Source organism: Rothia sp. P13129 (genome assembly GCF_048512865.1).
In the GTDB taxonomy this organism is placed as follows: Bacteria; Actinomycetota; Actinomycetes; order Actinomycetales; family Micrococcaceae; genus Rothia.
In genome coordinates this window covers 160,752-185,535 of the sequence record NZ_JBLXYA010000003.1, presented here as the reverse complement: position 1 = coordinate 185,535, position 24,784 = coordinate 160,752, and the positions used below count along the sequence as shown (strand labels likewise).

General features: G+C 47.2%; 20 protein-coding genes. 3 read left to right on the top strand and 17 right to left on the bottom strand.

Annotation, left to right across the window (positions count from 1 at the left end; translation table 11 throughout):
- Window positions 1-24 precede the first annotated feature (24 nt).
- From lepB to smc, 16 genes are all read right to left on the bottom strand, one after another.
- Window positions 25-690 (bottom strand): signal peptidase I, encoded by a 666-nt coding sequence (gene lepB / locus ACN081_RS03680; protein ID WP_419103684.1) that lies wholly within the window; start codon window positions 688-690, stop codon window positions 25-27.
- Between the two features lie 10 nt (window positions 691-700).
- A complete protein-coding gene (gene rplS, locus ACN081_RS03675; protein ID WP_419103685.1) occupies window positions 701-1,054 on the bottom strand; it encodes a 50S ribosomal protein L19 in 354 nt (117 codons plus the stop codon).
- Between the two features lie 258 nt (window positions 1,055-1,312).
- Window positions 1,313-2,071: a tRNA (guanosine(37)-N1)-methyltransferase TrmD gene (trmD, locus tag ACN081_RS03670; protein ID WP_419103686.1), complete on the bottom strand. Its 759-nt coding sequence runs from the start codon at window positions 2,069-2,071 to the stop codon at window positions 1,313-1,315.
- Window position 2,072: 1 nt separating this feature from the next.
- The gene (gene rimM / locus ACN081_RS03665; protein WP_419103687.1) at window positions 2,073-2,654 is read right to left on the bottom strand and encodes a ribosome maturation factor RimM; all 582 of its coding nucleotides are present in this window, start codon (window positions 2,652-2,654) and stop codon (window positions 2,073-2,075) included.
- 162 nt (window positions 2,655-2,816) lie between these two features.
- Window positions 2,817-3,059 carry an RNA-binding protein gene (locus tag ACN081_RS03660; protein ID WP_419103688.1) on the bottom strand — a complete coding sequence of 81 codons (243 nt, stop codon included), beginning with the start codon at window positions 3,057-3,059 and terminating at the stop codon, window positions 2,817-2,819.
- A gap of 2 nt (window positions 3,060-3,061) precedes the next feature.
- Complete coding sequence (rpsP, locus tag ACN081_RS03655; protein ID WP_419103689.1) at window positions 3,062-3,478, bottom strand: 30S ribosomal protein S16; 417 nt, start codon at window positions 3,476-3,478, stop codon at window positions 3,062-3,064.
- A 208-nt stretch (window positions 3,479-3,686) separates the two neighbouring features.
- Window positions 3,687-4,871: an ABC transporter permease gene (locus ACN081_RS03650; RefSeq protein WP_419106991.1), complete on the bottom strand. Its 1,185-nt coding sequence runs from the start codon at window positions 4,869-4,871 to the stop codon at window positions 3,687-3,689.
- Entirely contained in the window at window positions 4,868-5,737 is an 870-nt protein-coding gene (locus tag ACN081_RS03645; RefSeq protein ID WP_419106990.1) for an ABC transporter ATP-binding protein, read from the bottom strand. Before ACN081_RS03645 ends, ACN081_RS03650 begins: the two co-directional genes overlap by 4 nt.
- A gap of 194 nt (window positions 5,738-5,931) precedes the next feature.
- Complete coding sequence (locus ACN081_RS03640) at window positions 5,932-6,648, bottom strand: response regulator (protein ID WP_419103692.1); 717 nt, start codon at window positions 6,646-6,648, stop codon at window positions 5,932-5,934.
- The gene (locus ACN081_RS03635) at window positions 6,645-8,003 is read right to left on the bottom strand and encodes a sensor histidine kinase (protein WP_419106989.1); all 1,359 of its coding nucleotides are present in this window, start codon (window positions 8,001-8,003) and stop codon (window positions 6,645-6,647) included. The genes ACN081_RS03640 and ACN081_RS03635 overlap by 4 nt, the downstream gene beginning before the upstream one ends.
- Window positions 8,003-9,871, bottom strand: coding sequence for a hypothetical protein (locus tag ACN081_RS03630; protein WP_419106988.1), 1,869 nt, complete (start codon window positions 9,869-9,871; stop codon window positions 8,003-8,005). The genes ACN081_RS03635 and ACN081_RS03630 overlap by 1 nt, the downstream gene beginning before the upstream one ends.
- Window positions 9,872-9,941: 70 nt before the next feature.
- The gene (locus tag ACN081_RS03625) at window positions 9,942-10,430 is read right to left on the bottom strand and encodes an NUDIX domain-containing protein (protein WP_419103722.1); all 489 of its coding nucleotides are present in this window, start codon (window positions 10,428-10,430) and stop codon (window positions 9,942-9,944) included.
- Window positions 10,431-10,733: 303 nt separating this feature from the next.
- Window positions 10,734-12,320 carry a signal recognition particle protein gene (ffh, locus tag ACN081_RS03620; protein WP_419103695.1) on the bottom strand — a complete coding sequence of 529 codons (1,587 nt, stop codon included), beginning with the start codon at window positions 12,318-12,320 and terminating at the stop codon, window positions 10,734-10,736.
- A gap of 200 nt (window positions 12,321-12,520) precedes the next feature.
- The gene (ftsY, locus tag ACN081_RS03615; protein WP_419106987.1) at window positions 12,521-13,621 is read right to left on the bottom strand and encodes a signal recognition particle-docking protein FtsY; all 1,101 of its coding nucleotides are present in this window, start codon (window positions 13,619-13,621) and stop codon (window positions 12,521-12,523) included.
- A 104-nt stretch (window positions 13,622-13,725) separates the two neighbouring features.
- Window positions 13,726-15,090, bottom strand: a complete 1,365-nt coding sequence (locus ACN081_RS03610) for an MFS transporter (RefSeq protein WP_419103697.1) — start codon at window positions 15,088-15,090, stop codon at window positions 13,726-13,728.
- Between the two features lie 72 nt (window positions 15,091-15,162).
- Window positions 15,163-18,615: a chromosome segregation protein SMC gene (gene smc, locus ACN081_RS03605; RefSeq protein ID WP_419106986.1), complete on the bottom strand. Its 3,453-nt coding sequence runs from the start codon at window positions 18,613-18,615 to the stop codon at window positions 15,163-15,165.
- Window positions 18,616-18,865: 250 nt separating this feature from the next.
- Here smc and ACN081_RS03600 point away from each other — a divergent pair, with 250 nt between their 5' ends.
- From ACN081_RS03600 to ACN081_RS03590, 3 genes are all read left to right on the top strand, one after another.
- Complete coding sequence (locus ACN081_RS03600) at window positions 18,866-19,897, top strand: 3-oxoacyl-ACP synthase III (RefSeq protein ID WP_419106985.1); 1,032 nt, start codon at window positions 18,866-18,868, stop codon at window positions 19,895-19,897.
- A gap of 119 nt (window positions 19,898-20,016) precedes the next feature.
- On the top strand, window positions 20,017-22,701 hold the full coding sequence (locus tag ACN081_RS03595; RefSeq protein WP_419106984.1) for an alpha/beta fold hydrolase: 2,685 nt from the start codon (window positions 20,017-20,019) through the stop codon (window positions 22,699-22,701).
- Window positions 22,695-23,765 (top strand): NAD-dependent epimerase/dehydratase family protein, encoded by a 1,071-nt coding sequence (locus ACN081_RS03590; RefSeq protein ID WP_419106983.1) that lies wholly within the window; start codon window positions 22,695-22,697, stop codon window positions 23,763-23,765. Before ACN081_RS03595 ends, ACN081_RS03590 begins: the two co-directional genes overlap by 7 nt.
- Before the next feature lie 37 nt (window positions 23,766-23,802).
- On the opposite strand, the gene mutM is transcribed toward ACN081_RS03590, so the two are convergent.
- On the bottom strand, window positions 23,803-24,783 hold the full coding sequence (gene mutM, locus ACN081_RS03585; protein WP_419106982.1) for a bifunctional DNA-formamidopyrimidine glycosylase/DNA-(apurinic or apyrimidinic site) lyase: 981 nt from the start codon (window positions 24,781-24,783) through the stop codon (window positions 23,803-23,805).
- Between the last annotated feature and the right edge of the window lies 1 nt (window position 24,784).

Sequence of the window (24,784 nt, the reverse complement as noted above, 5' to 3'; positions counted from 1 at the left end):
TGAAAATCCGCTGTATATATTGGGTTAATGAGTTGCTATGTGTTCAAGAGCTCCAAAATGTTGGAGGGGAAGAATACGGTAAATGGGTTTACCGATAATTTTTTCTTCCCGAATCATACCTCCGCCCGGTGCCGCTAACAAAGCACGAGAATCTTCTGATACTGAACGGTGGTCCCCCATCACCCAGATACGCCCCGATGGCACAATAACATCAAAGTTGACGGTGGAAGGGTCATCTCCGGGAAAAAGATAGGGTTCTTCAAGTTCTTGACCGTTAAGCAACAAAGTACCAGTATCTGAACAACAAGTTATTCTATCTCCGGCAACACCCACTACACGTTTAACGTAAATAGTTTGGGAGCCTTTCAAACCAACCCATTGCCCTAAAGTTCCTAGAGGGTCATGTAGCCAAGGATTTGTTCCACGATAGGGGTCGAAAGAGCCTGTTCCATCGAAAACAACGAGGTCTCCTCGTTGGACTGATGTATCGAGTCTGCTGACGAGAATACGATCACCAGGTTCTAGAGTCGGTTCCATCGATGAGGAAGGTATATAAAAAACATCGAAGAGGAAGGCTCTGATAAGAATGACGCAGAGAATCGCTATCGAAAAAATAACAGCGAACAGGCGCCGCCACCCATAACGGATGGGGCGCCTGTTCGTTGGTTGTGACCTTAAAGTATGGTCCATCCGTGAAAGATTACGCGGTCTTTTCGCGCTTTTCGCGGATACGTGCAGCTTTACCGTGGCGATCACGCATGTAGTAGAGCTTTGCACGGCGAACGTCACCGCGGGTAACAACCTCAATTTTGTCGATAACCGGGGAGTGTACTGGGAAGGTACGCTCAACACCAACACCGAAGGATACCTTGCGGACGGTGAAGGTTTCGCGAACGCCAGCACCCTGACGGCCTACAACGAATCCCTTGAAGATCTGAACACGAGAGCGGTTACCTTCAACGATGTTAACGTGAACGTTGAGGGTGTCGCCGGGGCCGAATTCGGGGATGTCGTTACGAAGTGACTTGTTGTCAATGAAGTCAAGAGTCTGCATTGAGTTCTCCATGAGCTACCAGCCGTAGGTCTAATAGTCTCGTGATACTTCTGTCTACTATCTACATATCTGAAGTGACAGAGTTCCAAAATACGTAGACACCGTTAGGTGGAGTCTACGGTTCATTTTGTTATGGTCGCTCATCCCCCTACGGCAGGGGCGTACCCAAAATGAACACGAAAAATAATTATGACATAAATACGGCTCTACGACCAGAACTTTAGAGGATTAACATATCAAGAGCTCATAAAAGATTTTTTAGTTTTGCTCTCGTAATTTTTGGAGTAAGGATAAATCCTGTGTATCTAATTGTTCTTCGGACAACGACTCAATCATGTCATATCGGCGGGTAAATGTCCGTCTTAGTTGTTCATCTCTGCGCCACCGAGCGATCATCGCATGATTACCAGATAATAAAACATCTGGAATATCATGCCCACGCCATTGAGCAGGTTTTGTGTACACGGGGTACTCTAGCAATCCGCCTGTATGTGATTCTTCTTCTAACGATTGGGGGTTGCCCATTGCCCCAGGGAGCAGACGAGTAATCGCTTCAATCATCGTAAGAACAGCAACTTCTCCCCCATACAGCACATAGTCTCCAAGGGATACTGGCATTACGTCGAAGGAGGTTTTTGCCCAGTCAAAGACTCTCTCATCAATCCCCTCATAGCGGGCAGGGGCAAACACGAGGTGCTCACGCTCTGAAAGTTCTTCAGCTAAACGCTGGTTAAAAACTACTCCAGCAGGAGATGGCACTAACAGCAGAGGACGCTCTTGTGACGTTTTTGTTGTTAAAACATCTTCTAAAGCTAATGCCCAAGGTTCTGCTTTCATGACCATCCCGGCACCACCACCGTAAGGGGTATCATCTACAGTTTTGTGGCGGTCAAAGGCGTAGTCACGAAGATGGTGAATACGTATATCGACAATTCCCTGTTCTTGAGCCTTGCCCAGAAGTGATAAGCGTAGAGGCTCAAGGTATTCAGGGAAAATGGTGACAACATCATAACGCATTCTATTGATCCTCTGATTCTTCACTGCCTAGGGTTAAAAGACCTTCTGGCGGATCAATCAAAACAAATCCTTCTTCGATATCCACTTCAGGAACAATCTGTTCAACGAAAGGAATCATTGTTTCTTCGCCATTGTGTAATCGTACTAAGAGTAAATCTTGAGCTGGCATTGTTTGTAATCCGGTAACAGTGCCAATGCCTTCACCTTCGGGAAGTTCCCCCTCAGGAATGTCATGATATAAGTAGACGGGTAAATCTACTACATCATGTTCGTAGTATCCTTCTGAAGAATCTACCTCAGAAGCATCAAAAGTTAACCGTGTATTTCGTAGGGTTTCAGCTTGGTTGCGTGAAGTAACCTCTTCAAAACGAACAACCAGAATTTTCTTATTCCACCGGCTTTGAGCCACCGTCAAAACCCCTTCAGGTGCGATAGCTCCTACGGGAGTTTCAGGCTGATAATTTTCAATACTCAATTGCTCTCCGCGAGCAAAACGTTCTTGAGGAGAATCAGTAAAAAGTTCTACGGTTACTTCTCCGCGGATGCCGTGTGGCTTACCGATACGCGCAACTAAAATTTGCATGAGGTTCTCCTCGAATGGTCTGCTCAATAGCGGTGAGCGTTAAAGTGTCAGTTCTTGGGTTCTAGTCTATCGTGTTTGAGCTATAACAGCTCTACGCAAAGGAGTCCCAAGCCTAGTTCAGGCTTGGGACTCCCCGATAAACATGCTTTGTTTATAAAATTTTTAGCGTTGGCGATCAGTATCGACGACGTCCACACGAATGTGGTCGCCATCGTTGATTGCGTCAATAACGGTGCGAATATTATTCGCGGTGCGTCCTTGACGCCCAATCACACGACCTAGATCATCAGGGTTAACCCGAACCTCTAGGAAGTCACCACGACGACCGCTACGAGAACGAACTTTAACGTCGTCGGGGTTGCTGACTATTCCTCGAACGAGGTGCTCAAGGGCATCGGCCAACATAATTACTCAGCTGCTTCCTCAGTAGCTTCTTCAGCTACCTGAGCTTCTTCTTCCTTAGCTTCAGCCTTGGGGGTGATAGCTTCAGGGAGAATGACGGAGCCCTTTTCAGGGACAACGAACTCAGGCTTAGCGTCTACAGGCTTTACAGCAGATTCTGCTTTTTCACCCTTGAATGCTGCTAGGTCACCGGTGAGCTTGAGCAATGCGCGTACCTGTTCGGTTGGCTGTGCGCCAACAGATAGCCAGTACTGAGCACGCTCAGAATCAATCTGGATAAAGGAAGGGTTCTCGGTCGGATGGTATAGACCGATTTCTTCAATCGCACGACCGTCACGCTTAGTACGTGAGTCCATAACGACAACACGGTAACGAGGATCGCGGATCTTACCCATACGCTTCAGACGAATTTTAACAGCCACTGTAGTGGACTCTCCTGTTTCTTTGTTTCAGGCGAAATTGTATTTCTGCTCCGGTGGGGCCGGCCGTCCATACAATCTCTAAAATGAACACAATACGATGCGGTGAGAGGCCCGCACCTATCGGGTACCTGTGCAAGTATGCCAGAGCTGTGAACGTTAATCCAGAACTTCGCAGGTATTTTCACGATGTTATTGATAAAGTCACAAACTATTTCTGTTCTTTTTTCAAAAGAACTTGCTTCCACGTAGCGGCACTGCCCGAACGCATCACTTGATGACGATAAATCTTGGCACCCCACAACGTCATACCCCACGTCGCTACCAGCGCAAACACCAAAGACAATATTGGCTCCCAGAAAAAGACGTCTTCTCGCAGCATCCTCATGGGCATTGCAATAGAAGAAGCAATAGGAAGATAGGAGACAACAGTTAGGATAACCCCCGAAGAGTAAATACCAGCAAAAAATGCAGCCATCAGAATAATCGTCAAAGGAGAAGCTAACGAACCGATATCTTCCACGCGCGAAGACATTGCACCAACAGCAGCCCATATCGTCGCAACTGCCGCAAAACCGACCACGTAGAACACCGCAAACCAACCGGCAGAGGGAAGAATCCACGCATATTCCTGAGCAATACCAAAGATGTTCAGACCCGTTAGAGCAACAACTCCGTAGAGCAGCATTTGCCCAACTGCAAGAATAACGTTACCAAGAACTTTTCCCGCCAAAAGTTGAGAAATAGGAATTGCCGTAGCAATAATCTCAACTATACGATTCTGTTTCTCCTCAACCACGCTCATGGCAATCAACTGACCAAAAATCAGTGACGACATATAGAAAACCATGGCAAAGATAACGCCAACCAGCAAAGCAATACCGTGATTATCGGATTCCTTAAGCATGGAAACTTTCAGCGAGGTCCCCTGCTGTAACTCTTGCCAAGAGATACCGGCTTGAGCAGCATTCTGTTCTATTTGTTGCGTAAAAACAGTATCTTCAAGAACACGCGTCAACGTATTCTGCGCAGAATCCTTATAGACCAATTCCCATCCCTGTTCAGAGGAAAGCTCTTTGAGGTACGCATCAACATCATCATCTTCTACCGCATGCTGAGCTAACTGTTCAGAGTCAAAAAGCTGAGCAGTTAAAGAACCGTCAGGGTCTTGGTCCTGAATAACTTTCGTAGAACTTTCCACTAATTGTTGAGCTTTTTGGCTAGTAACAGCAACAGTGTAGTGACTATTTTTCTGCCCTAACCATATGTTAAGACCCATGCTGAGGACAATAATCACGACAGAAAAAAGCGTACTAATGATAAAAGTTTTATCTCGAAGCTTTGTGCTTATTTCACGAACCATAACAATGCGCCACGGCGCAACGGACTTATTCATTGTTCAGTTACTCCTCGATAGATATCCCCTAATGTTGGCAATATACGCGAAAACTCCGTCATCCCTCGTTCTATAGCATGACGAAGCAACTCAGGACGCACCTGTTCAATAGGATGTATAAACTCTAAAAGGGCCTGAGTTCCTTGGAAATCAAGCACATGGACGCCTTCATAATCTCGAAGCCAGCCCAACTCTGTTGTTGCCTGCATCTTAAAACGTTTCGGGGTGTCTTCACGCAGTTGCTGAGCATCGCCCGCAGCACGGATAGTCCCCTGATGCAAAATCACAACTTCTTCACATAATCTGTCGATCAAATCTAGCTGATGTGAAGAGAACATTACTGGAACACCAGAGCGAGCGATTTTATACAATAGCTGAACCATATTTTCTACGCCCTGCGGGTCAAGGCCAGAGAATGGCTCATCGAGAATTAAAGCCTGCGGATGATGCAGGATGGAGGCAATAATTTGTACACGCTGTTGATTGCCCAATGAAAGAGATTCAAGTTTGCTATTGAGATGCTCTCCTAATCCCATAAATTCAAGGTAATCGGTAGCTTCGCTCTTTGCCGTGCTAACATCCATTCCGTGCAATTGTCCCAAGTACACCAGCTGAGACAGAAGAGGCTGTTTAGGGTATAGACCACGTTCTTCTGGCATATAACCAAACGTTTTACGGTGCTGGCTGGTCATCTTCTCGCCACGATAAAGAATTTCACCTTGAGAAGGCTCTAGAAGCCCCATGATGATACGCATCGTTGTTGTTTTACCAGAGCCGTTCGCTCCCAAGAAACCGGTAAGAACGCCAGCATTAATGGTGAAATTAATGTCTTCTAGTACTTTTTTCTCTCCAAAACTTTTACTCACATGAGAAATTTCAAGAGATCCATTAGGCGGTATATGAGTGCCTAAATATTCGACCATAGTGAACCTTTCGTTGTGCCATCAGTAGCTTTCACAAGAAGCCACATCTGATGTGACTAATCACTATTAGTCTAAAAACTTCCGTCACGGAAGAACTCCCCCATCAGACTGATTTATTGAGGGGATTTACTGTTGTATTACTCCACGAGACCGGTACGATACGCAAAAATAACCGCGTTAACTCTATCTCGAGAATGAGTTTTTGCCAGAATATTAGACACATGGGTTTTAACGGTGGAGGCCCCTAAAAACATTTGTTCTGCAATCTCTGCATTTGTCATACCTTTTGCTAAATAGTTCAGGGTTTCCCGTTCACGAGTTGTCAAAGACTCAATGCATAATTGGTCTTCTGCAGAACATTCTGGTGACGACACAATAGAACCAGCTACAGCCCCTGAACGCGTACTTGATGTTGAAGGTTCAGCAGCGGCAATAATCTTTTGAATTACCGGTAAAGTCACCTCTGGGCTGAGCAAAGCTAAACCTCCGTGAACTTGTTCAATAGCTTCTATCAGTTTTTCTGCAGTGCAGGTTTTCAGCAAAAAGCCACTCGCCCCAGCATTAAGCGCCCCAAAAAGATAGTCATCACGATCGAAAGTCGTCAAAACAAGGACTTTTGAATCAGTCCGCTGAACAATCTGTGAGGTTGCGCTGATACCGTCAAGGACAGGCATCTGCACATCCATTAACACGACATCAGGTTTGAGCTGAAGGCACAAGTCTAAAGCTTCTTGACCGTTGTGAGCCTCCCCCACCACCTGAATATTCTCTTCGACAGAAAGAATCATCGAAAAACCATTACGGACAAGGTCTTGATCATCTGCTAAAAGCACTCGAATAGTATCTACACTCATGTGTTCTCACTATGTCTTTCTGGTATACGAATGTACACGAACCAACCCTGAGCATTAGTGCGGTGTCCGTAAGTTGCTGAGCCACCTAAGGCTTCAGCGCGTTCTTTAATACCACGTAGCCCATAACGTGAAGAAGGTATATCGGTATGTTCCTTCTTCAAACATCCATCGTCAATGATTTCTATTTCGATCCACACTCGATAATTGACCTCGACAGAACGAACAATGACGTGCACTGTACGAGCAAGAGAGTGACGACGTACGTTGTTTAGAGATTCTTGAATCATCCGGTAGATGGAGCTCTGTGTGCCCTGCGGAATTTTTGTTAAAGACTTTTCCTGATGTTCGGACGTTAAATACTCTACGTGAATCCCCGAGGCTTCAACTTCGATAAAAAGTTGTTGCAATTGTTCTAGCGTCGGTTCATTATAGGTCAGGTTTCCTTCAGCCTGTGAATGTTCCCCATCATGACGTAGGAGACGCACGATAGAGCGCATCTCTGTGATGGCTGTACTGGCGCTTTGTTCAACGTTCTGTAATGCTTCAGTGGCTTTATCAGGATATTTATGGAGCAGGCACCGAGCAGCACCAGATTGAAGTGAAATAACAGATATATGGTGACCTACCGAATCATGAAGTTCGCGTGCTACACGTAAACGTTCACGAACAACTCTATCTTGTGCGAGTTGTTCGCTTTGTTGTTCTAGCTCATGACGCTGATTTTCTAATATTTCACTTTGGTAAGCTCGAATCCATGAGATACGCCCCAAAGCAATACCTGAACCAAAGTACAGCCCATTATTTATGCATAAGGTCAGCAACGTGGCAAGTGAAGTATCGATAGGCCCGTTCTGCGCCATCTCGTTGACGTTAAAAAGTGCAACGCCCTGAAGAGTCCACGCAATAGTAATCCACACAATCGTCAAGAAAATCACGATGTAGACAGACATCCACACAAGTTTTCGGTCTTGTCCCCATGCAATCACCGTATATAGCAGGAATAAGTAGGTTCCTTGAAAAATTAACGTGAAATATATCGGTGGTGAAACCGTTAACGACGGTGGAACAAAGAATATCAACGTTGCAACAGCAAAGGCCGTCAAAGGGTAGCGTCGTCGAACGGTCAAGGGTAGCACCATCAGCTGAGCCAAGATATAAGACCACAAAATTTCTTGATGGTTATCACCAAAAAGACCTAAACTCTGATAGCTAATAGACGACACAAAAGCCAATAATGAGGTAGCAAGGCACAGCCAGATGTCGTAGCGTAACGACCTTTGGGACGGAGTGGGACGTTGCCAATCAGGATCAATATCGATGCTCTTTCGAACATACTGAGAAATGCTGTGTTCCATCAGTTCTCCGACGATCGTGAACGTACGGAACGGAATATTTTTTTATTAATATATTGTTTCGCCCCTGACAGTTGGTTCTGTTTTTTCTCCTGACGCTGTTTTTCGACCTCAAGAGCGTATTCTCGTAGTTCTTCGAGAACAGATTTTTGAGGTTGAGACACCTCATCATCCTGCTTTGACTTCTGCCGGTCTAATTCTTTCTGCTGTAGGTACTTCTGCCCCCAAAGAAGTTCCGCTGTGCCCACCCCAGCACCGGCTAAGGAAGCTAACATTTTCAGAGGTGCAGAGCCCCCATGTTTCTTGTCACGATAAGCTAAAATTCCGAGAATTGCTGAAATGCTCAATGTCAGAGCAGCATCTGCCCGTAGTATCCAAGGGTTCTGTTGAAGTATCTCAAACACATCTTTTTCTTCGATGTCTTCTTCCGGCTCCGAAGAAGATTCAGATTCAGCTGGCGAATCCTGAATCAAAAGAGAAAGAGACTCAACTATTTTTTGAGTCTCTAACTCATTCATCGGTTCAGCCATCACCAGAATTGCTTGTTGAGAGTCCTCTACCGTTGGTGTTCTCTCATGTTGATGTTCATGAGCACTAAAAAATGTTGCATCAGATATCTCGCGAAAGAACTCTTGCAATTCTGCTGGAGCGCATAAAAGTTGTATCACTGATTCAGCACTCAGCAAAGACCCATAATCTTGTAAATATAGGTGAAGACGGTGCATAAAATTCTCATCAACATGGTATGCCCACATGAATTGTTCAAGATGCTCTAAGATACGTTGTTCTTGAAAAGAATCAGGAAGAACACCAGACAGTCGTTGTACCATCTCCGCTAAGAAAGTACCCCTCGCATACAAAGATTCTGGAAGATGAGGGTTAATAGTTTTCGACGGCCCCCAGAAGAAGTCAACTAAGTGCCCTTCTGTCGTATCAATGAGTGGAAGAGGCATTTTAAAACCGTCACGCAGTTTCTCAATCCACGTATCCCATAGCTGATTATGCCAATCATGGTTTTCCTTTTGTTCAGGAATAAAACACGCCATATGTACCCCATGGGCAGATGAGGTTACCATGATTGCCGGATACTGTAACTGACGTATCAGTTGAGCAATCAGAAAAGAATTTCCCCATACGATAGACCAACCAGATTCGCAGTCTTTAACTTCAAGCTGTTCTGTTGCTGAGAGCAGACGTATCTGTTCTTGAAGAATCTCAGAAGATATTGGAAAAGTAGCAGCCGTACCTACCGCAAAAGTGTTAATATCTAGGGTCTCTCCTAAAGAAGTTAGCTCTATGGAATAGTCACGGTCTCGAGGTAAAACGATGCTCATCATATCAGCCTCGATACGTTCTTGGATTTTTTGAGCGTAGTTCTCAAGGGTTTCTCCCCGTAAGAATACCCCATCTTGTTGAGGTACTAGTACACGAAGAACGTCAGTATTTTCAGAATCATCGGGTGTACACAGTACGTGGGCAACTACTGCCGTAACAGTTTTTTCATAGACAATGATTTCTGGCAGGTCCCCCAGAATATTGGTGAGTTGTTGAAGAATTTCTTCATCAGCATAGAAGAGGTCTTCGTCTTCTGTTGTGTTCTCGGCGCCATCTTGCTCACGTTGTTGTTCTATTTCTTGTGATGAAAGCTGTTCAGCGTCAGGAATTTTGACCTCATCACATTTTAAGGAGAAGAGTTCGGTGAGTTCTTCATAGGTTATTCCGGCGTCGATAGGACCGTTTTGGTCGATACCATATTCTCTCTCGCCATCAAGGGCTACACAGTAGCTGAGATGAATTTCTGCCCATATAGCGTTCTCTCGTCCCCAAGGCACGTTTTCTTCTGAATTTTCAGGGAAATTGTTCGACATCATCACGTCCTTTCTACGCACACCTGTGATGGCTAAAGCACCTTCTGATAAGGATACCGTGAGAACATAGCTTCTACGAATCTTCAGAACTCAGTTCAATCATCTCTCCAGATTCTAAAGCCTCATAACAGGTACGAAGGCGGTCTGCTAAAGAATGTTTAAAATATTGTGAAGCATCTTCTAATGCCACCCAACGGTACCCTAAAAGTTCTTCCGACTGCACGTTGATAGGAGTATCAGAGTCAATGACACCACCATCATAGAAATAATATGAAGAATCACCCCACACACCCATTTGCAGTCCATGAAAAATGACCAGTAAACGCCCTGGCTCAAGTTCTAAACCGACTTCTTCAAGAACTTCACGGAAACAACCTCGTTGAGGGGCTTCTCCCGTTTCAATAGTGCCGCCAGGAAGAGCCCATCCGTCACGGTAATTGGGTTGTACAGCAAGAAACTCATTCTTCTCATTACGAATTAACGCGCCAGCAGCCATACGCCGTGTCGGTAAAGTCGCAATAAATTGGATGAGTTCTTCTTCAGAAAGATAAGTATCAGCCATCATCTTCTCCTGACCCTTAGCCATAAAAACCCTCACGTGAGTTTTTATCGGTATCTATGTCTTAGGCATAACACTACAGGGATTCTCCCTAAGCTCTCTTGTTTTATCACAAGAATAACGATTCTTATTTTTCTGGTGTACCCCAAGAAACCAAAGAGTACGATGTCACGCCATACGTAGTGTTGAGGCAACAGGAAAAAGCACAGAAGTCTTTAGTGCTTGATAACCGCACACAATGATTTTTGAGCGCTAAAGACTTCTGTACGAGCTACGTAACCGTAGCTCACATATGGTCAAGAAACTTTATTTATCTGAACCTAAGAACTTCTCAAAACCTTTAGGAAGGTTCAGCTCTGAGGCGTCAAAATCTTGTCCGGTGTTTCCAAAGGCAGAACCAGCAGGTGCACTCTGTTTCTTCTGAGCTGCCGCTAATTGCTGTTCGCGCTTTGCGGGATTACCAGAACGAGCCTTCTTCGCATTCTTGCCCTTCTTCTTATTCGCTTTACGTGCAGCGCCGGCAGCAGCTGCCATTCCAGGCATTTGCATTCCACCGGGCAGACCTGCCATATTGCCGGAGGCAAGTTTCTTCATCATCTTTTGAGCTTGAGCAAAACGCTCCATGAGCTGATTGACTTCAGAAACAGTGACGCCTGCACCGCGAGCAATACGAGCCCGTCGTGAACCGTTAATAATTTTGGGGGCAACACGTTCATGCGGGGTCATCGAACGGACGATTGCCTCAACACGATCAATTTCACGTTCGTCAAATGCGTCGAGTTGCTGACGAATCTGAGCAGCACCAGGCATCATCATCAACAGCTTTTTCATAGAACCCATTTTGCGAATCTGCTGCATCTGAGCGAGGAAGTCTTCAAAGGTGAAGTCCTCTTGGTCAGCAAATTTTTGGGCCATGCGGTCAGCTTCAGCCTTATCCCAGCTGGCTTCTGCTTGCTCAATGAGAGTGAGCACATCGCCCATATCCAAGATACGAGATGCCATACGGTCAGGATGGAACTGTTCAAACTCGTCAAGGTTCTCACCAGTTGAAGCAAACATAATGGGTTTGCCCGTTACCGATGCAACAGAAAGTGCCGCACCACCACGTGCGTCACCATCAAGTTTTGAAAGGACAACACCCGTAAAGTCGACGCCCTCGTTAAAGGCAAGTGCGGTGTTTACAGCATCTTGACCAATCATCGCATCAATGACAAAAAGAACCTCATCCGGTTCAATCGCGTTGCGGATGTCTCGTGCCTGTTGCATCAATTCAGCATCGACGCCGAGACGACCTGCGGTATCGACAATGACCACGTCATGCAATTTTGCGCGGGCCTCTGCCACACCATCGCGAGCAACTTGTACAGGGTCGCCAGTGGGTACATCAAATTCAGAAGTGACACCGGGATGTGGAGCATAAACAGGAACTCCAGCGCGTTCACCAACAACTTTTAGCTGGTTAACGGCGTTAGGGCGCTGAAGGTCAGAAGCCACCAACATGGGTGTGTGTCCTTGGCTTTTGAGCCAGTGAGATAGCTTCCCCGAGAGAGTGGTTTTACCAGCACCTTGAAGACCGGCAAGCATAATGATGGTAGGCCCAGACTTCGCCATATTGATTCGACGAGTCTGACCGCCCAAAATGTTGACGAGTTCTTCGTTAACAATTTTGACGATTTGCTGGCTGGGGTTAAGCGCTTCAGAGACTTCTTGACCCAGTGCACGTTCTTTAACGTGAGCGGTGAACTCTCGTACCACCGGCACTGCAACGTCAGCGTCCAAGAGCGCACGACGGATTTCCCGTACGGTAGCGTCAATATCGGCTTCGGAGAGGCGACCTTTGCCGCGGAGGTTTTTGAAGGTTGCTGTCAACCGGTCAGAGAGTGAATTGAACACGAGTCGTGAACCACTTTCGCTATTTGGGTAGATCGAGGAGGACCTCGTAATTTTTCTGAATCAACTTCTAAGGATAACGCACTTAGAGAGGATGTGCCCTCTCATCATTCATATTCTGGTGAAGAACTTATACCAGATAGCAAAGAATCTTCACTACCTCATACGGTAGTGAAGATTCTTTGTCTTAGATAAACCGAGTTTTAATCTAAGAGTGCGTTGACGAATTCTTGTGCGTCGAAGGGGGCAAGATCGTCGGGGCCTTCGCCCAATCCAACAAGTTTGACAGGAACGCCAAGCTCTTCTTGAATAGCGACCACGATGCCACCTTTAGCGGAGCCATCTAATTTAGTCAGCACAATACCGGTGATATCAACAACGTCGGAGAAGACTTTTGCTTGCATCATACCGTTTTGTCCGGTTGTTGCATCAATAACGAGTAGCACCTCCGTTACGGGTGCTTCTTTTTCGACAACTCGTTTAATTTTACCGAGTTGATCCATCAGTCCAGCTTTATTTTGTAGACGTCCAGCCGTATCAATCATCACGGTATCTACGGCACGAGAAACGCCCTCACGGATTGCTTCATAAGCTACTGAAGCAGGGTCGGCACCATCTTTTTCAGAACGTATCGTCTCGACGCCAACTCTATCTCCCCACGTTTGCAGCTGGTCGGCAGCCGCTGCACGGAAGGTATCAGCAGCACCCAATAAGAGTTTTTTCTCTTCAGCGACCATCACACGAGAGAGCTTTCCGACAGTGGTCGTTTTGCCAACACCGTTGACTCCCACCACAAGAACTACACCGGGTTTACCGTTTTCTCCTGTGGTCTGTAGAGAGCGGTCAGTATCAACACCAACAATCTTTAGCAGTTCTTCGTTGAGCATCTGCTTGACCTGTGCAGGGTTTTCGGTACCTTCAATGCGTACGCGCTGCTGCAGGTTTTCAACGAGTCGTCCGGCGGCGTCAGCTCCTAGATCTGCAAGAAGTAAAGTTTCTTCTACTTCATCCCACACGTCTTGATCAATTTTGTCACGTGAAAGAAGAGAAAGAAGACCTTTTCCAAGGAGGTTATTAGAGCGAGCCAGACGGGCACGTAACCGTACGAGACGTCCAGCAACTGGTGCCGGACGGTCAATAGTAGGTTGTCCGCTAGTGTCTGCAGGTTCAAGGTCGTTCACGTCTCGTGTGGAATCGTAGCCTTCTGGTGGGGCCTTTGGCCCACGCAGTAATACCGCTAAAACACCGGCGAGGACAAGAACACCGAGGACTATGTACAAGATAAGAGTCAGGGTATCGTTCACCCTTCTAGCTTCTCACATGTGCCCCATCCATCGGAAAACTTCACCATAAGTTTTCATAAAAAATATTGGGAGGGGCATAGCCCTGTCACGGTATCTCACAGTTTTTATCGGCCGGTGTACCCAGTTTCAGCGAGTTCTTTCGGGAAACGTGGAGAACGCCAAGGTAACCATCCAAGCATCATCACCAGCAATAGTGCACCCGAGATACCAAATGCCCAGTTATATCCCCAATGGTCGGCAATCCATCCTGCAAGTAGTGGCCCGACAATTTGTCCAAGGTCGGCGAACATCTGATAGGTTGCAAGGACTGTACCGCCAGAGCGTTCATTACCGACGATATCGGCGACAGCGGCCTGTAACGATGGTCCGAGCACTCCCGTGCCGATACCCGTGGTGATAGAGAAGATGATAAAGAGTACGGGGGAACCAGAAAGTCCCACTAAAATCGTAGAAACTCCGGCAAGAAGTAGACCATAGAAAATGAGGTTTCGGCGGCCGTGTTTATCAGAAAAACGCCCCGAAATATTTTGGGTGATGGCGTTACCGCCAGCATAAAATGCCATAGCCAAACCGGCAAGAACAATTCCGCCATGATCAGGGTCGTAATGTTCTCCCTGATGGTAACTCGTTAAAAGGGCTACAGCAGCAAGAGGCATTAACGCCACCCGCAAACCTAACGCCGCCCACCCGATGGCAAAGTTTGTGCCTAGACCAGCACGAAAGTTCGTGAACTTCCACGCATCTTTGAGGGATAGCTCGGGTTGTGTTTTAGGCGGAATGGAACCAGCATATTGGGCTTCTTTAAGGTAGAAAAACACCAGAATACAGGCGATGAATAGCACGACCGCATAGATAACGAAGGGCAGACGCATTCCTAGTCCGACCATAAGAGAACCTACTACTGGCCCTAAGATGTTACCGATGAGGAAGGCGGTTGCGTAGTAACCAGAAATTTTTCCGCGCAGATGAGCAGGAGAATAACGTACAAGCAGTCCCATGGCAGAGACGGTAAACATGACAGAGCCGATACCGCCCAATGCACGAAATGCCATCAGAACGGGGTAACTCCACGAGATGGCAACGCCCAGTGAGCCTAAGGCAACGATGATAAGACCCGCCATATAGATGGGCCGCTCCCCCCAACGAGAAACAAGTTTTCCAGATGCTGGAGCGAATAATAGACGAGTTGCAGCGAACATGCTCACCACAGCAGAAGCTGCTTGTACACCCACATCAAAGCTTGCCGCGTATCGAGGAAGTACTGGGGCGATGAGTCCAAAACCTAACGCAATCACAAACGCAGCGAGAATAAGAACTTTCAAAGGCCCCGGGATGGGAGTTTTTGAACGTTTCTGAGAAGTGCTAGTTTCAGAAAGATTTTGATATTGGCGAGCTGCTGTAGGGTGCGCCGCCGTGATAGGAATTGCACCAGTATCAAGATGATTATTACGTTGGTAGGAATCAGACATGGTTCTTTATCTTACTCTCCTTAAAAATATTTAGGACGATGTGAAGTGTATAAGGCGGCGGCTCTTCACTCTCTAGGATTCTAAAGCATTGCGAATCGCTTGAGCATCTTGGCTTATCACATTACTGATGCCTTGGAACATGGTGATACCGTAGAGGGTTTGGGCAATTTCCATGGTACGAGGTTTATGCGTAATAATGAGCAGTTGGCTTTTCTGACCTAGACGTTCAAAAACGGGTAGTACGCGTGAGAGGTTACGGTCATCTAAAGCAGCTTCTACTTCGTCAAGAACGTAAAACGGTGCAGGTCTAGCCTCAAAAATTGCGGTGACTAATGCCAAAGAGGCTAGCGCCCGTTCCCCTCCAGAGAGCAGGGAGAGTCTTTGCACTTTTTTATCGGCAGGGCGTGCATGAATCTCTATTCCACAGTTAAGTAAGTCTTCGTCGTCGGTGAGAGCTAAGGTGCCTTCACCACCGGGGAATAATTCTGCAAAAATCCTTTCAAAGGCGTCTTTTGTTTGTTCGAAGGCTTCGACAAAGGCGGTTTTCATGTGACGGTTTAGCTCTGCAATGAGAGAGCGCATTGCTGCTCTCGACTTTTTCATATCAGTAATTTGTGTGTGCAGGTATTGTTGACGTTCGTCTAAGGCTTGGTATTCTTCCAAAGCCAGAGGGTTGACGGTTCCTAGTGCTTTGAGACGTTGTTGTTCTTGGTGCAGGTTCTTCTCAAGTTCTGAGGTTTCGGGTGCATGATGGGCAAGGTAGTCGTGGTGGGTTTCGATGAGTTCTTCAAGGGTGCAGCCGAGTTCTTCTCCGATACGTTGATTGAGATTTTCATAGCGAATACTACTTTGAGCTTGTGTGAGGGTGAGTTTTTGTAAGGTATTGCTCAACGTTTGATGTTGGTGTGTAATATCTGCTAACTGGTCTTCAACGTTTTGGCAGGTGTGGGTGAGAGCTTTGAGCTCTTCGGTGATAGCACGGTATTTTTGCTCTTGATTGTTGCGTTCTTGGGTGAGTTTTTCTAAGAGTTTTTGGGCGCATCGTGCCACGGTATGCGCTCGTTGTTGTTGGAGTAGGCGTTGTTGTTCGTGGTGTTGTTCTTGTGCGGTGTGTTTTTGAAGTGTGTTGAGGTGTGTTTCTAGCTCTTGGCGTTTCTCGCGGTTCAGCAGCAGATACCGTTGGGTGTGGCTGAGTGAGTTTTGAGCAATGGTCCGTTCTTGGGTGAGGTGTTCGAGCTCTTCTTTGAGGGTGTTTTGCTCTTCGAGTTGTTGCGGGTTGTCAGTAGGTTGTTGTTTTTGTAGTGCAGCAATGTTGTGGTTGAGTTGTTCTAGTAATTGTGCGTGTTCTTGTTCTTCAACACGGTATCGTGCAAGTTTTTTCTGCTGGTATTGGTATTGTTCTTGTTCGTGCTGGTGTTGTGTGGTGAGCTGAGCCTGTTCTGTTTCTAAGCGGTGAATAGTTTTTTGGGTGTTTCCGAGACGTCGTGCAAGCTCGTGTTCTTGCTCTTTGAGTTGAGTAAGTTTTTGGGTGTGGGCGCGGTGTTGTTTTTGGGCTTCTTCTTCTAGTATTTCTGCTTCTTTGAGTTCTTGTGTGAGTGTTGTAACCCGTGCTGCTATTTCGAGGTGATTATCTTCTAGCTCAGCGGTGTTGTAGCTGTAGTTACTGTAGCGTCGCCCACGAATATCGTAGATGGTGATGTGCGGGTGTTCTTCTAGCAGTTGTTGATTTTCTGTGGTGAACTCTTCGGTGAGGTAGATATTAGCTAGTGCTTGTTGGAGTACGTGTTGTGCGGTGGTATTTTCTGTGGTCACGTATTGTATGGCAGGTGTTAGCCCCTTGAGGTTTTTTGTGGGAGGCGTTGGAGAACTGGGGGTAAAGATGGTGTTGTGGGCGGTGTTGTAGGTGGGTTTTTCGTAGAGGTAGCTTTGTGCGTAGGCTCCTAAGGCGTGAGCTATTGCTCGTTCTTGCCCGCTTTTAATGTGTATGAGGGTGTGCAAAGGTTTGCCAGTATGTTCAGGTTTGCTCTCGTGGTGTGTTTGTAGGAGCTGTTCAAGGCTGGCAATACTAGCTTGCAGGGTATGTACGGTGATGGAGCGTTGTGTGCAAAGGTTTCTACTCTGTTCGCTTTTGTGAGCGTATTCTTCGCGTTCTACACGGAGCTGTTGCTGTTGTTTTTCCTCATCTTGAAGAGTTTTTGTGTGCTCTTGCAGGGTGTGTGTGAGCTGTTCAAGTTTTTGGGCATAGTCTTGGCGCTGTGTTTGAGCATTGTCGAGTTCTTCTCGGTAGCGTTGATGTTCGGCGCGGATTCTTTCATATTTAGCGCGTAAGCTGGCTCGTTCAGTAATGTTTCGGGTGAGCTGTTCTTGATGCTCTTTTTGACGTTGTTGCTGTTGTTGTATCTGTTCTTGGCACTGTTCTAGTTTTTGGTGTTGTTGTTCGTATCGTTGTGTGAGCTCTTGTAGGGTGTGTTCCAGTTCTTCACAGTGTTGGCGTAATTGCTGTTCTTCTGCTTTTTCGTGGGCGATGGATTCTTCGGTGCGTTGAAGATGTTGCTGGTAGCTTTCAAGGGAGTTATTTTTCTCGGTGGCGCGACTTCTCTCCTGTGCGAGCGCTTTGAGGGATTGTGCTGCTGCCATGATTTTTTCGAGTTCTTGGAGGTTCTCGTAGTGTTCTTGGCGGTGTTGGTCTAGTTCTGTGCGCAGGGTGTGGTGTTGTGTTTTCTTGTTGTGGCAGGTGTTGAGGGTTTCGGTTAGTTTTCGGTGTTGGGTGTGTGTTTTTTGGTAGAGCTCTTCGTGTTGGGTGTGTTCTTGGTGTTGTGTGAAGGCTTGGTGCGCGAGAAGTTTTTCGCGTAGTTCTCGTATCTGTGCTTGGATTTCATAGGCGGTGCGGGCGTTAGTGGCTTGTTCGCCGAGCGGTTTGAGCTGGTTGGTGAGTTCTTTGTTGAGGTCTTCGAGACGGTTGAGGTCGACTTTCATCGCGTGGAGTTTGCGTTCTGTTTTTTCTGCTCGGCGACGGTAGGTGAGGATTCCGGTTGCTTGTTCGATGAGGGCTCGTCGTTCGGTAGCTGAGGATTGTAGGACTTTGTCAATGTGTCCTTGCCCGATGATGGAGTGTTCTCCTTTGGCGATGGAGGCTGTGTTGAAGAGTTCTTGGATGTCGCTTAGTCGTACGGTGGCACCGTTAATTTCGTATTCTGAGCCGCCTCCTCGGAAGAGGGTTCGTGATATTTCGACAGTGCTGTGTGGTAGGGGTAGTTCGTGTTCTGAGTTGTCGAGGACGAGGGTAACTTTGGCTCGTCCGAGTGGACTTTTGTGTGTTGTTCCGGCGAAGATGACGTCTTGCATGGCGGAGCCACGGAGGTTTTTGCTGCCTTGTTCTCCTAGTACCCAGAGGAGCGCGTCTACGACGTTGGATTTACCTGAGCCGTTAGGTCCGATGATGGCGTTGATGCCGTCGTTGAAGTTAAAGACCGTGGTTGAGGCGAAGGATTTGAATCCGCGTAAGGTCATAGAGATCAGGCGCACAGGATTCCTTTCTCCAAGGTGCTAGAGGTTGGTAGTGTTCAGAAAATTTCATTCTTTACTAGTACATATAGTGTGAGATTATCCTTTGAGCTAAATATGTACTAGAGGTGTTTTTGACACCTAGAATGTTCTCATAGGTTGCCATCAAGGGTTTCCTCTCCCCTGGTGTTTGTTGTGGGTTTATGAGATGTTCTTTTCATAGATAAGTCTAAGACATACACCCCGAACGTGGACGAAAGCAAGTATCGCATTGACCGCTAACTCTGATATCCGTCATTCTGATGTGGCGTTATTATCCATTGAACATGAGATTCCTTCTGAGGTTGTTACCTCAACCTATTTTGATGAGAAGCTCTCTAAAACGTATCAACGTTTGAAGTTGCCGAAGGGGCTGTTAGAGCGTTTAGCGGGTATTTCTGAGCGTCGTTCATGGGGTGCGCAGATGACCTTTGAAGATGGTGCTGTTTCTGCGGCGCAGAAGGCGTTAGATGCTGCTGGTATTTCTAGCGAGCGTATTGGTTTGATGATTAATGCTTCTGTCACCCGAGACCATTTTGAACCGGCCGTTGCTGTGGGCATTCATGATCGTTTAGGGCTTCCGGCACACGCCTTAGAGTTCGATATGACTAATGCGTGTTTAGGGTTTGTTAACGCGATGACGGTTGCCGCTACCATGATTGATGCTCATGCTATTGATTATGCGTTGGTAGTTGCGGGGGAAGATCCTTCACCGTGGCATGAGACAGCATTACGGATTTTAGATAAGCCTGAGACAACGCGTGAGGACGTACTCGCACAATTTGCGACGTTAACTCTTGGTTCGGGGGCGGCGGCAGCTGTTTTAGGTCGCCATAGTTTGCACCCTCAGGGGCATCGACTGGTAGGTTCTGTTTCTCGTGCTGGTACCCAGCACCGTCATCTTTGTATCGGTGGGAATGCTGCTGAGGGGATGAACACTGACGCAGCTGGACTGTTAAAACACGGCTTAGAATTGGTTGCTCAAACATGGGAAGAAGCTCACCGTCATGGGTGGGATTGGACTGATATGGATTCTTATGTGACACATCAGATTTCTAATGCTCACACAAACGCCATTATTGAGGCTGTCGGTATTGATTCGGCAAAGATTCCGATGACGTTCCCGTATTGGGGCAATGTTGCGGCGGCTGCTTTGCCTATGACGTTAGCGCAAGAAGCACCCACTTATCGTGCTGGGGATCGTATTTTATGTATGGGTGTTGGTTCTGGGTTGAATACGTCGTTAATGGAAATTAACTGGTAGTTCTGCCCTGTTCTTGTATCGCAAAAAGAATAATAGTTTTCTATCCTTCTCCCCCGTGAGGAGGCTCCTCTTTCCCTACATAGCTGGGGTGAAGAAACTCCATGAAAGGTTCTGCTACCGTGACTCATTCTCTTTTTCCTTCTGTCGAACAATGGCCCGGTGTTGATCCTCAATGGTTGCATCGTCTTGAGGTGTGCTCTACTGCCCCTGTAGATAGTGGTCAGGTACGTTCTTGGAGTTATCTGGATAATCTTCCAACGTTGGAGAAGAATTCTTTAGAGCCGGTGGGCACAATTCTTGCCGTTCATGGAAATCCCACATGGTCATATCTTTGGAGGGATATCCTTCAAACCGGTGCTCTGCCTGAGAATAGGTGGCGTGTTATTGCTGTTGATCAGCTAGATATGGGCTATTCAGAGCGTACCGGCACGGTGCGCCGTCTTGAAGACAGGGTGCAAGACCTCTCAGATTTTACAAGAACAATCGGATTAGATGATACGACGCAACCGGTAGTGACTCTTGCCCATGATTGGGGTGGTTTAGTCTCTTTGGGGTGGGCTTTAGAACACCAAAATATTTTGAGTGGAATCTTATTAACCAATACTGCGGTCTTTCATGCAGAAGGTTCAGTTATTCCAGCACCATTACAGGTTGCCCTTGCTCCAGGTGTACACCGTTGGGGAACACAAAAAAGTACCGCGTTCTTAGATGTGACGTTATCGTTGGTGGGGCAAAACCAGTTATCTAAGCAGGTTCGTGCAACGTACCGTTCGCCTTATACGTCGTCGAGTCTTCGTGAGGGTATCCGCAATTTTGTTGCCGATATACCGGCAACACCTCAAAGCCCCTCCTATCTGATAATGCAACGTATTGCAGAGGGTATCCGGCATCTTCACGTACCCGCATTTTTTCAATGGGGTGTTCAGGATCCTGTCTTTACACGTCATTATTTGGCAGATTTGATGCACAGAATGCCGCATGCAGATGTTCATTGTTATGAGAATTCTTCACATTTGGTGATGGAAGACCAAGATGTTGCTACCCCATTTTTTGAATGGCTTCATGAACATTTCGTGCAGGAACACACGTTACGTCAGCAGCATGTTCAACGCCGTGCGGAGCACGTTCATGCTGAAAGTTTTGTTCCCATGGGTGCACAACTGGAACAACGGCGTGAAGAAAAGACGCTAGCTGTTGTCGATATGCACCCTAAAGATTCTACGCGCATAGCACGCCACTATACGTGGGCAGAACTTGCTCAGAATGTAGAACGTGTTGCTAATGGGCTTGAAGATTTAGGTGTTCGACCTCAGTCACGAGTGAATTTGATGATTCCTCCCGGCGCACTACTGACAACCTGCATTTATGCGTGTTTGAAAATTGGGGCTATCGTTGTTGTTGCTGATACTGGTCTTGGGACCAAAGGCCTGACTCGGGCGCTGAAGGGGGCAAGACCAGATTATCTGATTGGTATTCCTCAAGCGTTAGCAGCGGCAAAGGCTTTCGGTTGGCCAGGGTTCAGAATCTCGGCGGAGCCACTCACCGGTGTGATGAAAAAAGTTCTTGGTGTTAGAGCGACTCTGGAAGATTTTACCGATACTAGTGTTCGGTCTCGCCCCGTTCGAGATGCTCAAGAGCATGCAGCAGTGCTATACACTTCGGGTTCAACAGGGCCAGCTAAGGGAGTGCTCTACACTCAACAACAGTTGAGCGCGATGCGAGATGCTATTATGAGCACTTATCATTTGCACCAAAATACGGGACTTGTTGCAGGATTCGCACCCTTTGCCTTATTAGGACCAGCCCTTGGCATTACGAGCGTGACTCCTACGATGGACGTCACCCAACCTAAAACTCTTACCGCCTCAGCATTAGCCCACGCGGTAGAGGCAATTTCAGCGCAAACGGTGTTTCTCTCCCCTGCCGCATTAATGAATGTGGTCAGAACCTCCACCTCATTAGGTGAACAAGAAAAGCATGCCTTAGCTCAGGTACGTACCGTACTTTCTGCTGGTGCCCCATTGAGCACCTCGCTCTTAGAAGCTGTTCATGCGATTCTTCCACATGCAAGTATTCACACCCCCTACGGTATGACAGAGGCTCTACCCATCACAGATATATCCTACGAACAGATACAGCAGGCAAATGCCGACGCCCTCTCCAAGAATGTTGTCGGTACAGGAAATGGTGTCTGTGTTGGTACGCCGATAGCGGGTGCACAGGTGAGTATAGCTCCGCTAGACAAAAACGGTATAGCGGGAGTAGAACATCATCAAGACCCCGGTGTGACCGGTGAGATTCTTGTGCGTGCGCCTCACATCAAAGACCGCTACGACAGACTGTGGATCACAGAAAACCAGTCAATAGCAACACCGGGCTGGCACCATACCGGAGATGTGGGCCATTTAGATGCACACGGTAGACTATGGGTTGAAGGAAGACTCTCACACATTATGTTGAGTGCTCAAGGGATACTCACCCCTGTAGCTGCTGAGCATGCCGCCGAAAAAATTATGGGCGTACGACGTGCTGCGGTCGTGCCTGTTGGCCCTGCCGGTTGCGCTCAAGCTGTTGCGGTGGTGGAGACAGACCCACAGACCCGTAAAAATGGTCTTGCCAGTGTAAAGCTGACACAAAAAATTCGTAACCGAGTGTTTGAGGAAACCGGAATTAGCCTCTGCGCGGTACTTGCCGTGAAAGAGCACCCAACCGATATCCGTCATAATTCAAAAATTGACCGTACGTTACTGGCACAGTGGGCAGAGAAGGTTCTCTCTGGAGAGAAAGCGAAAATATTGTGGTAAAAACACCGGTTTCTTTACGTCCCTTACCACACATTGCGCCGGTGAGAGAACGTCAAGAGCGTGTCCTTGTGACCGGCGCTTCAGGGTTGTTAGGTCGAGAAGTTGCCCTCGACTTTTTACGACGCGGATATCAAGTACGTCTTGTTCAACGCCGCGATGCGCAACTTCATACATTTTTACCCGAAGCTTTAGCTCAAAACCTTTCACAAGTACGCACCGATTTAAGTGATAAGAACCGTTTAGAAGAAGCTATCAACGGTTGTGATGGGGTGGTTCATCTAGCTGCTAAAGTATCCTTTACAGGAACGTGGGAAGAGTTTTATCAGACGAATGTTCAAGGCACACAGAACCTTCTTCAAGCCGCGGCACATCACCCAATCACCCGTTTTTTGTATATTTCTTCGCCCTCCGTAGCTCACACGGGAGTATCTTTTATGGGTGCAGATAATACTGCCGCCGCCCCAGAACACACCAGAGGATATTATGCGCGGTCAAAAGCTATTGCCGAACACCTCGTACTCGCAGAAAATAGTGAACGCTTCCACACGGCAGCGCTACGACCACATATTGTGTGGGGCCCATCCGATACACAACTTGTTGAACGGGTTTTAGAACGAGCTGCAGCAGGAAGGCTCCCCCTGCTGAACGACGGTACAGCACTCATTGACACCACCTATATTGACAATGCGGTAGACGCTATCGTCACCGGATATGAACGCTTAGAGAATATTCAGGGACAAGCACTCGTGATTACTAACGGACAGCCGCGACCGGTAGCAGAAATCATCCACCACATGTGCACGGCCGTGGGTATTGAACCACCCAAGCGCTCTGTACCAGCAACATTAGCCCGCGCCCTCGGTAGCATCATCGAGAAAGTATGGGAAAAATACCCTGGAGAAGACGAACCACCCATGACACGTTTCTTAGCAGAACAGTTATCAACTGCTCATTGGTTTGACCAACGGCGAACCCAAAAACTCCTCGATTGGGCACCCAAAGTATCGTTAGAAGAAGGATACGAACGGTTAGCGCAGTTCTATCAAGACCGATACCGACACTAAAAAGTGCCCTGAAGCGTATCTGCTTCAGGGCACTTCTCTACGATGAAGTTTTCTTTTGACGCGGGGCACGTTGGCATCTCGGGCAACGATAACAGCTCCGTTTCATCATCACCTCACGAATGATGGTGCTCTCTACCCCATTTTCTTGGCACCGGTAGCACAGCTGACCTTCACGCCCATAAGCGTTTAAAGAACGATCAAAATACCCAGATTCCCCATTAACGTTGACATAGAGGGCGTCAAAACTGGTTCCTCCAGCTTCTAAAGCCTGTGAGAAGACCTCTTGTATTGAGTGAACGAGTTCTCGGGTCTTTGCCATGCTCATAGTTTTCGCTGGTTTCGCGTAGTGAAGACGCGCTCGCCATAGCGCTTCGTCAGCGTAAATATTGCCAACTCCTGAAATAGTTGATTGGTCCAGTAGTAGACGTTTGATGGCGGTAGATGTTTTGAGCATTTTCTGTCGCAGCTCGTCAATATCAAAATTCGTGTCTAAAGGATCTCGTGCAATATGGTTCAGACTTCGCGGAATATACGGTAACGATAATGTGCTTGCGCTGGATGCGGATACAGGGTGTTGTTGTGTATCCGATACGGGTACGAGCGTATCAAGATACATTCCACCAAAAATTCTTTGATCCACAAAACGTAGCTGTTCAGTAGCAGGTTCTGCTATGGAGTGATGGTCTTGATTCCCTAGAGTTACCGTGATTTTGAGGTGTTTTTCTGGCGGGAACTTTGAGGTTTTAAAAAGGACTTGACCGCTCATACCTAGATGTATGACAAGAGCTGTTTGAAGACGGATACCATCAGCGTTTTCGAGGATAATCCAGAGGTATTTTCCGCGTCGTACGACGTCAGTAATGATGGTGTCTTTGAGCGTGCCCGTAAATTCTTCAACGGTATGCTCACTACGGCGAATAGAGCGGGTGTCATGAATACGGACGTCTGTAATACGTTTGCCGAGGGCGTGTGTGAGCATTCCACGACGTACGACTTCAACTTCGGGTAGTTCAGGCATC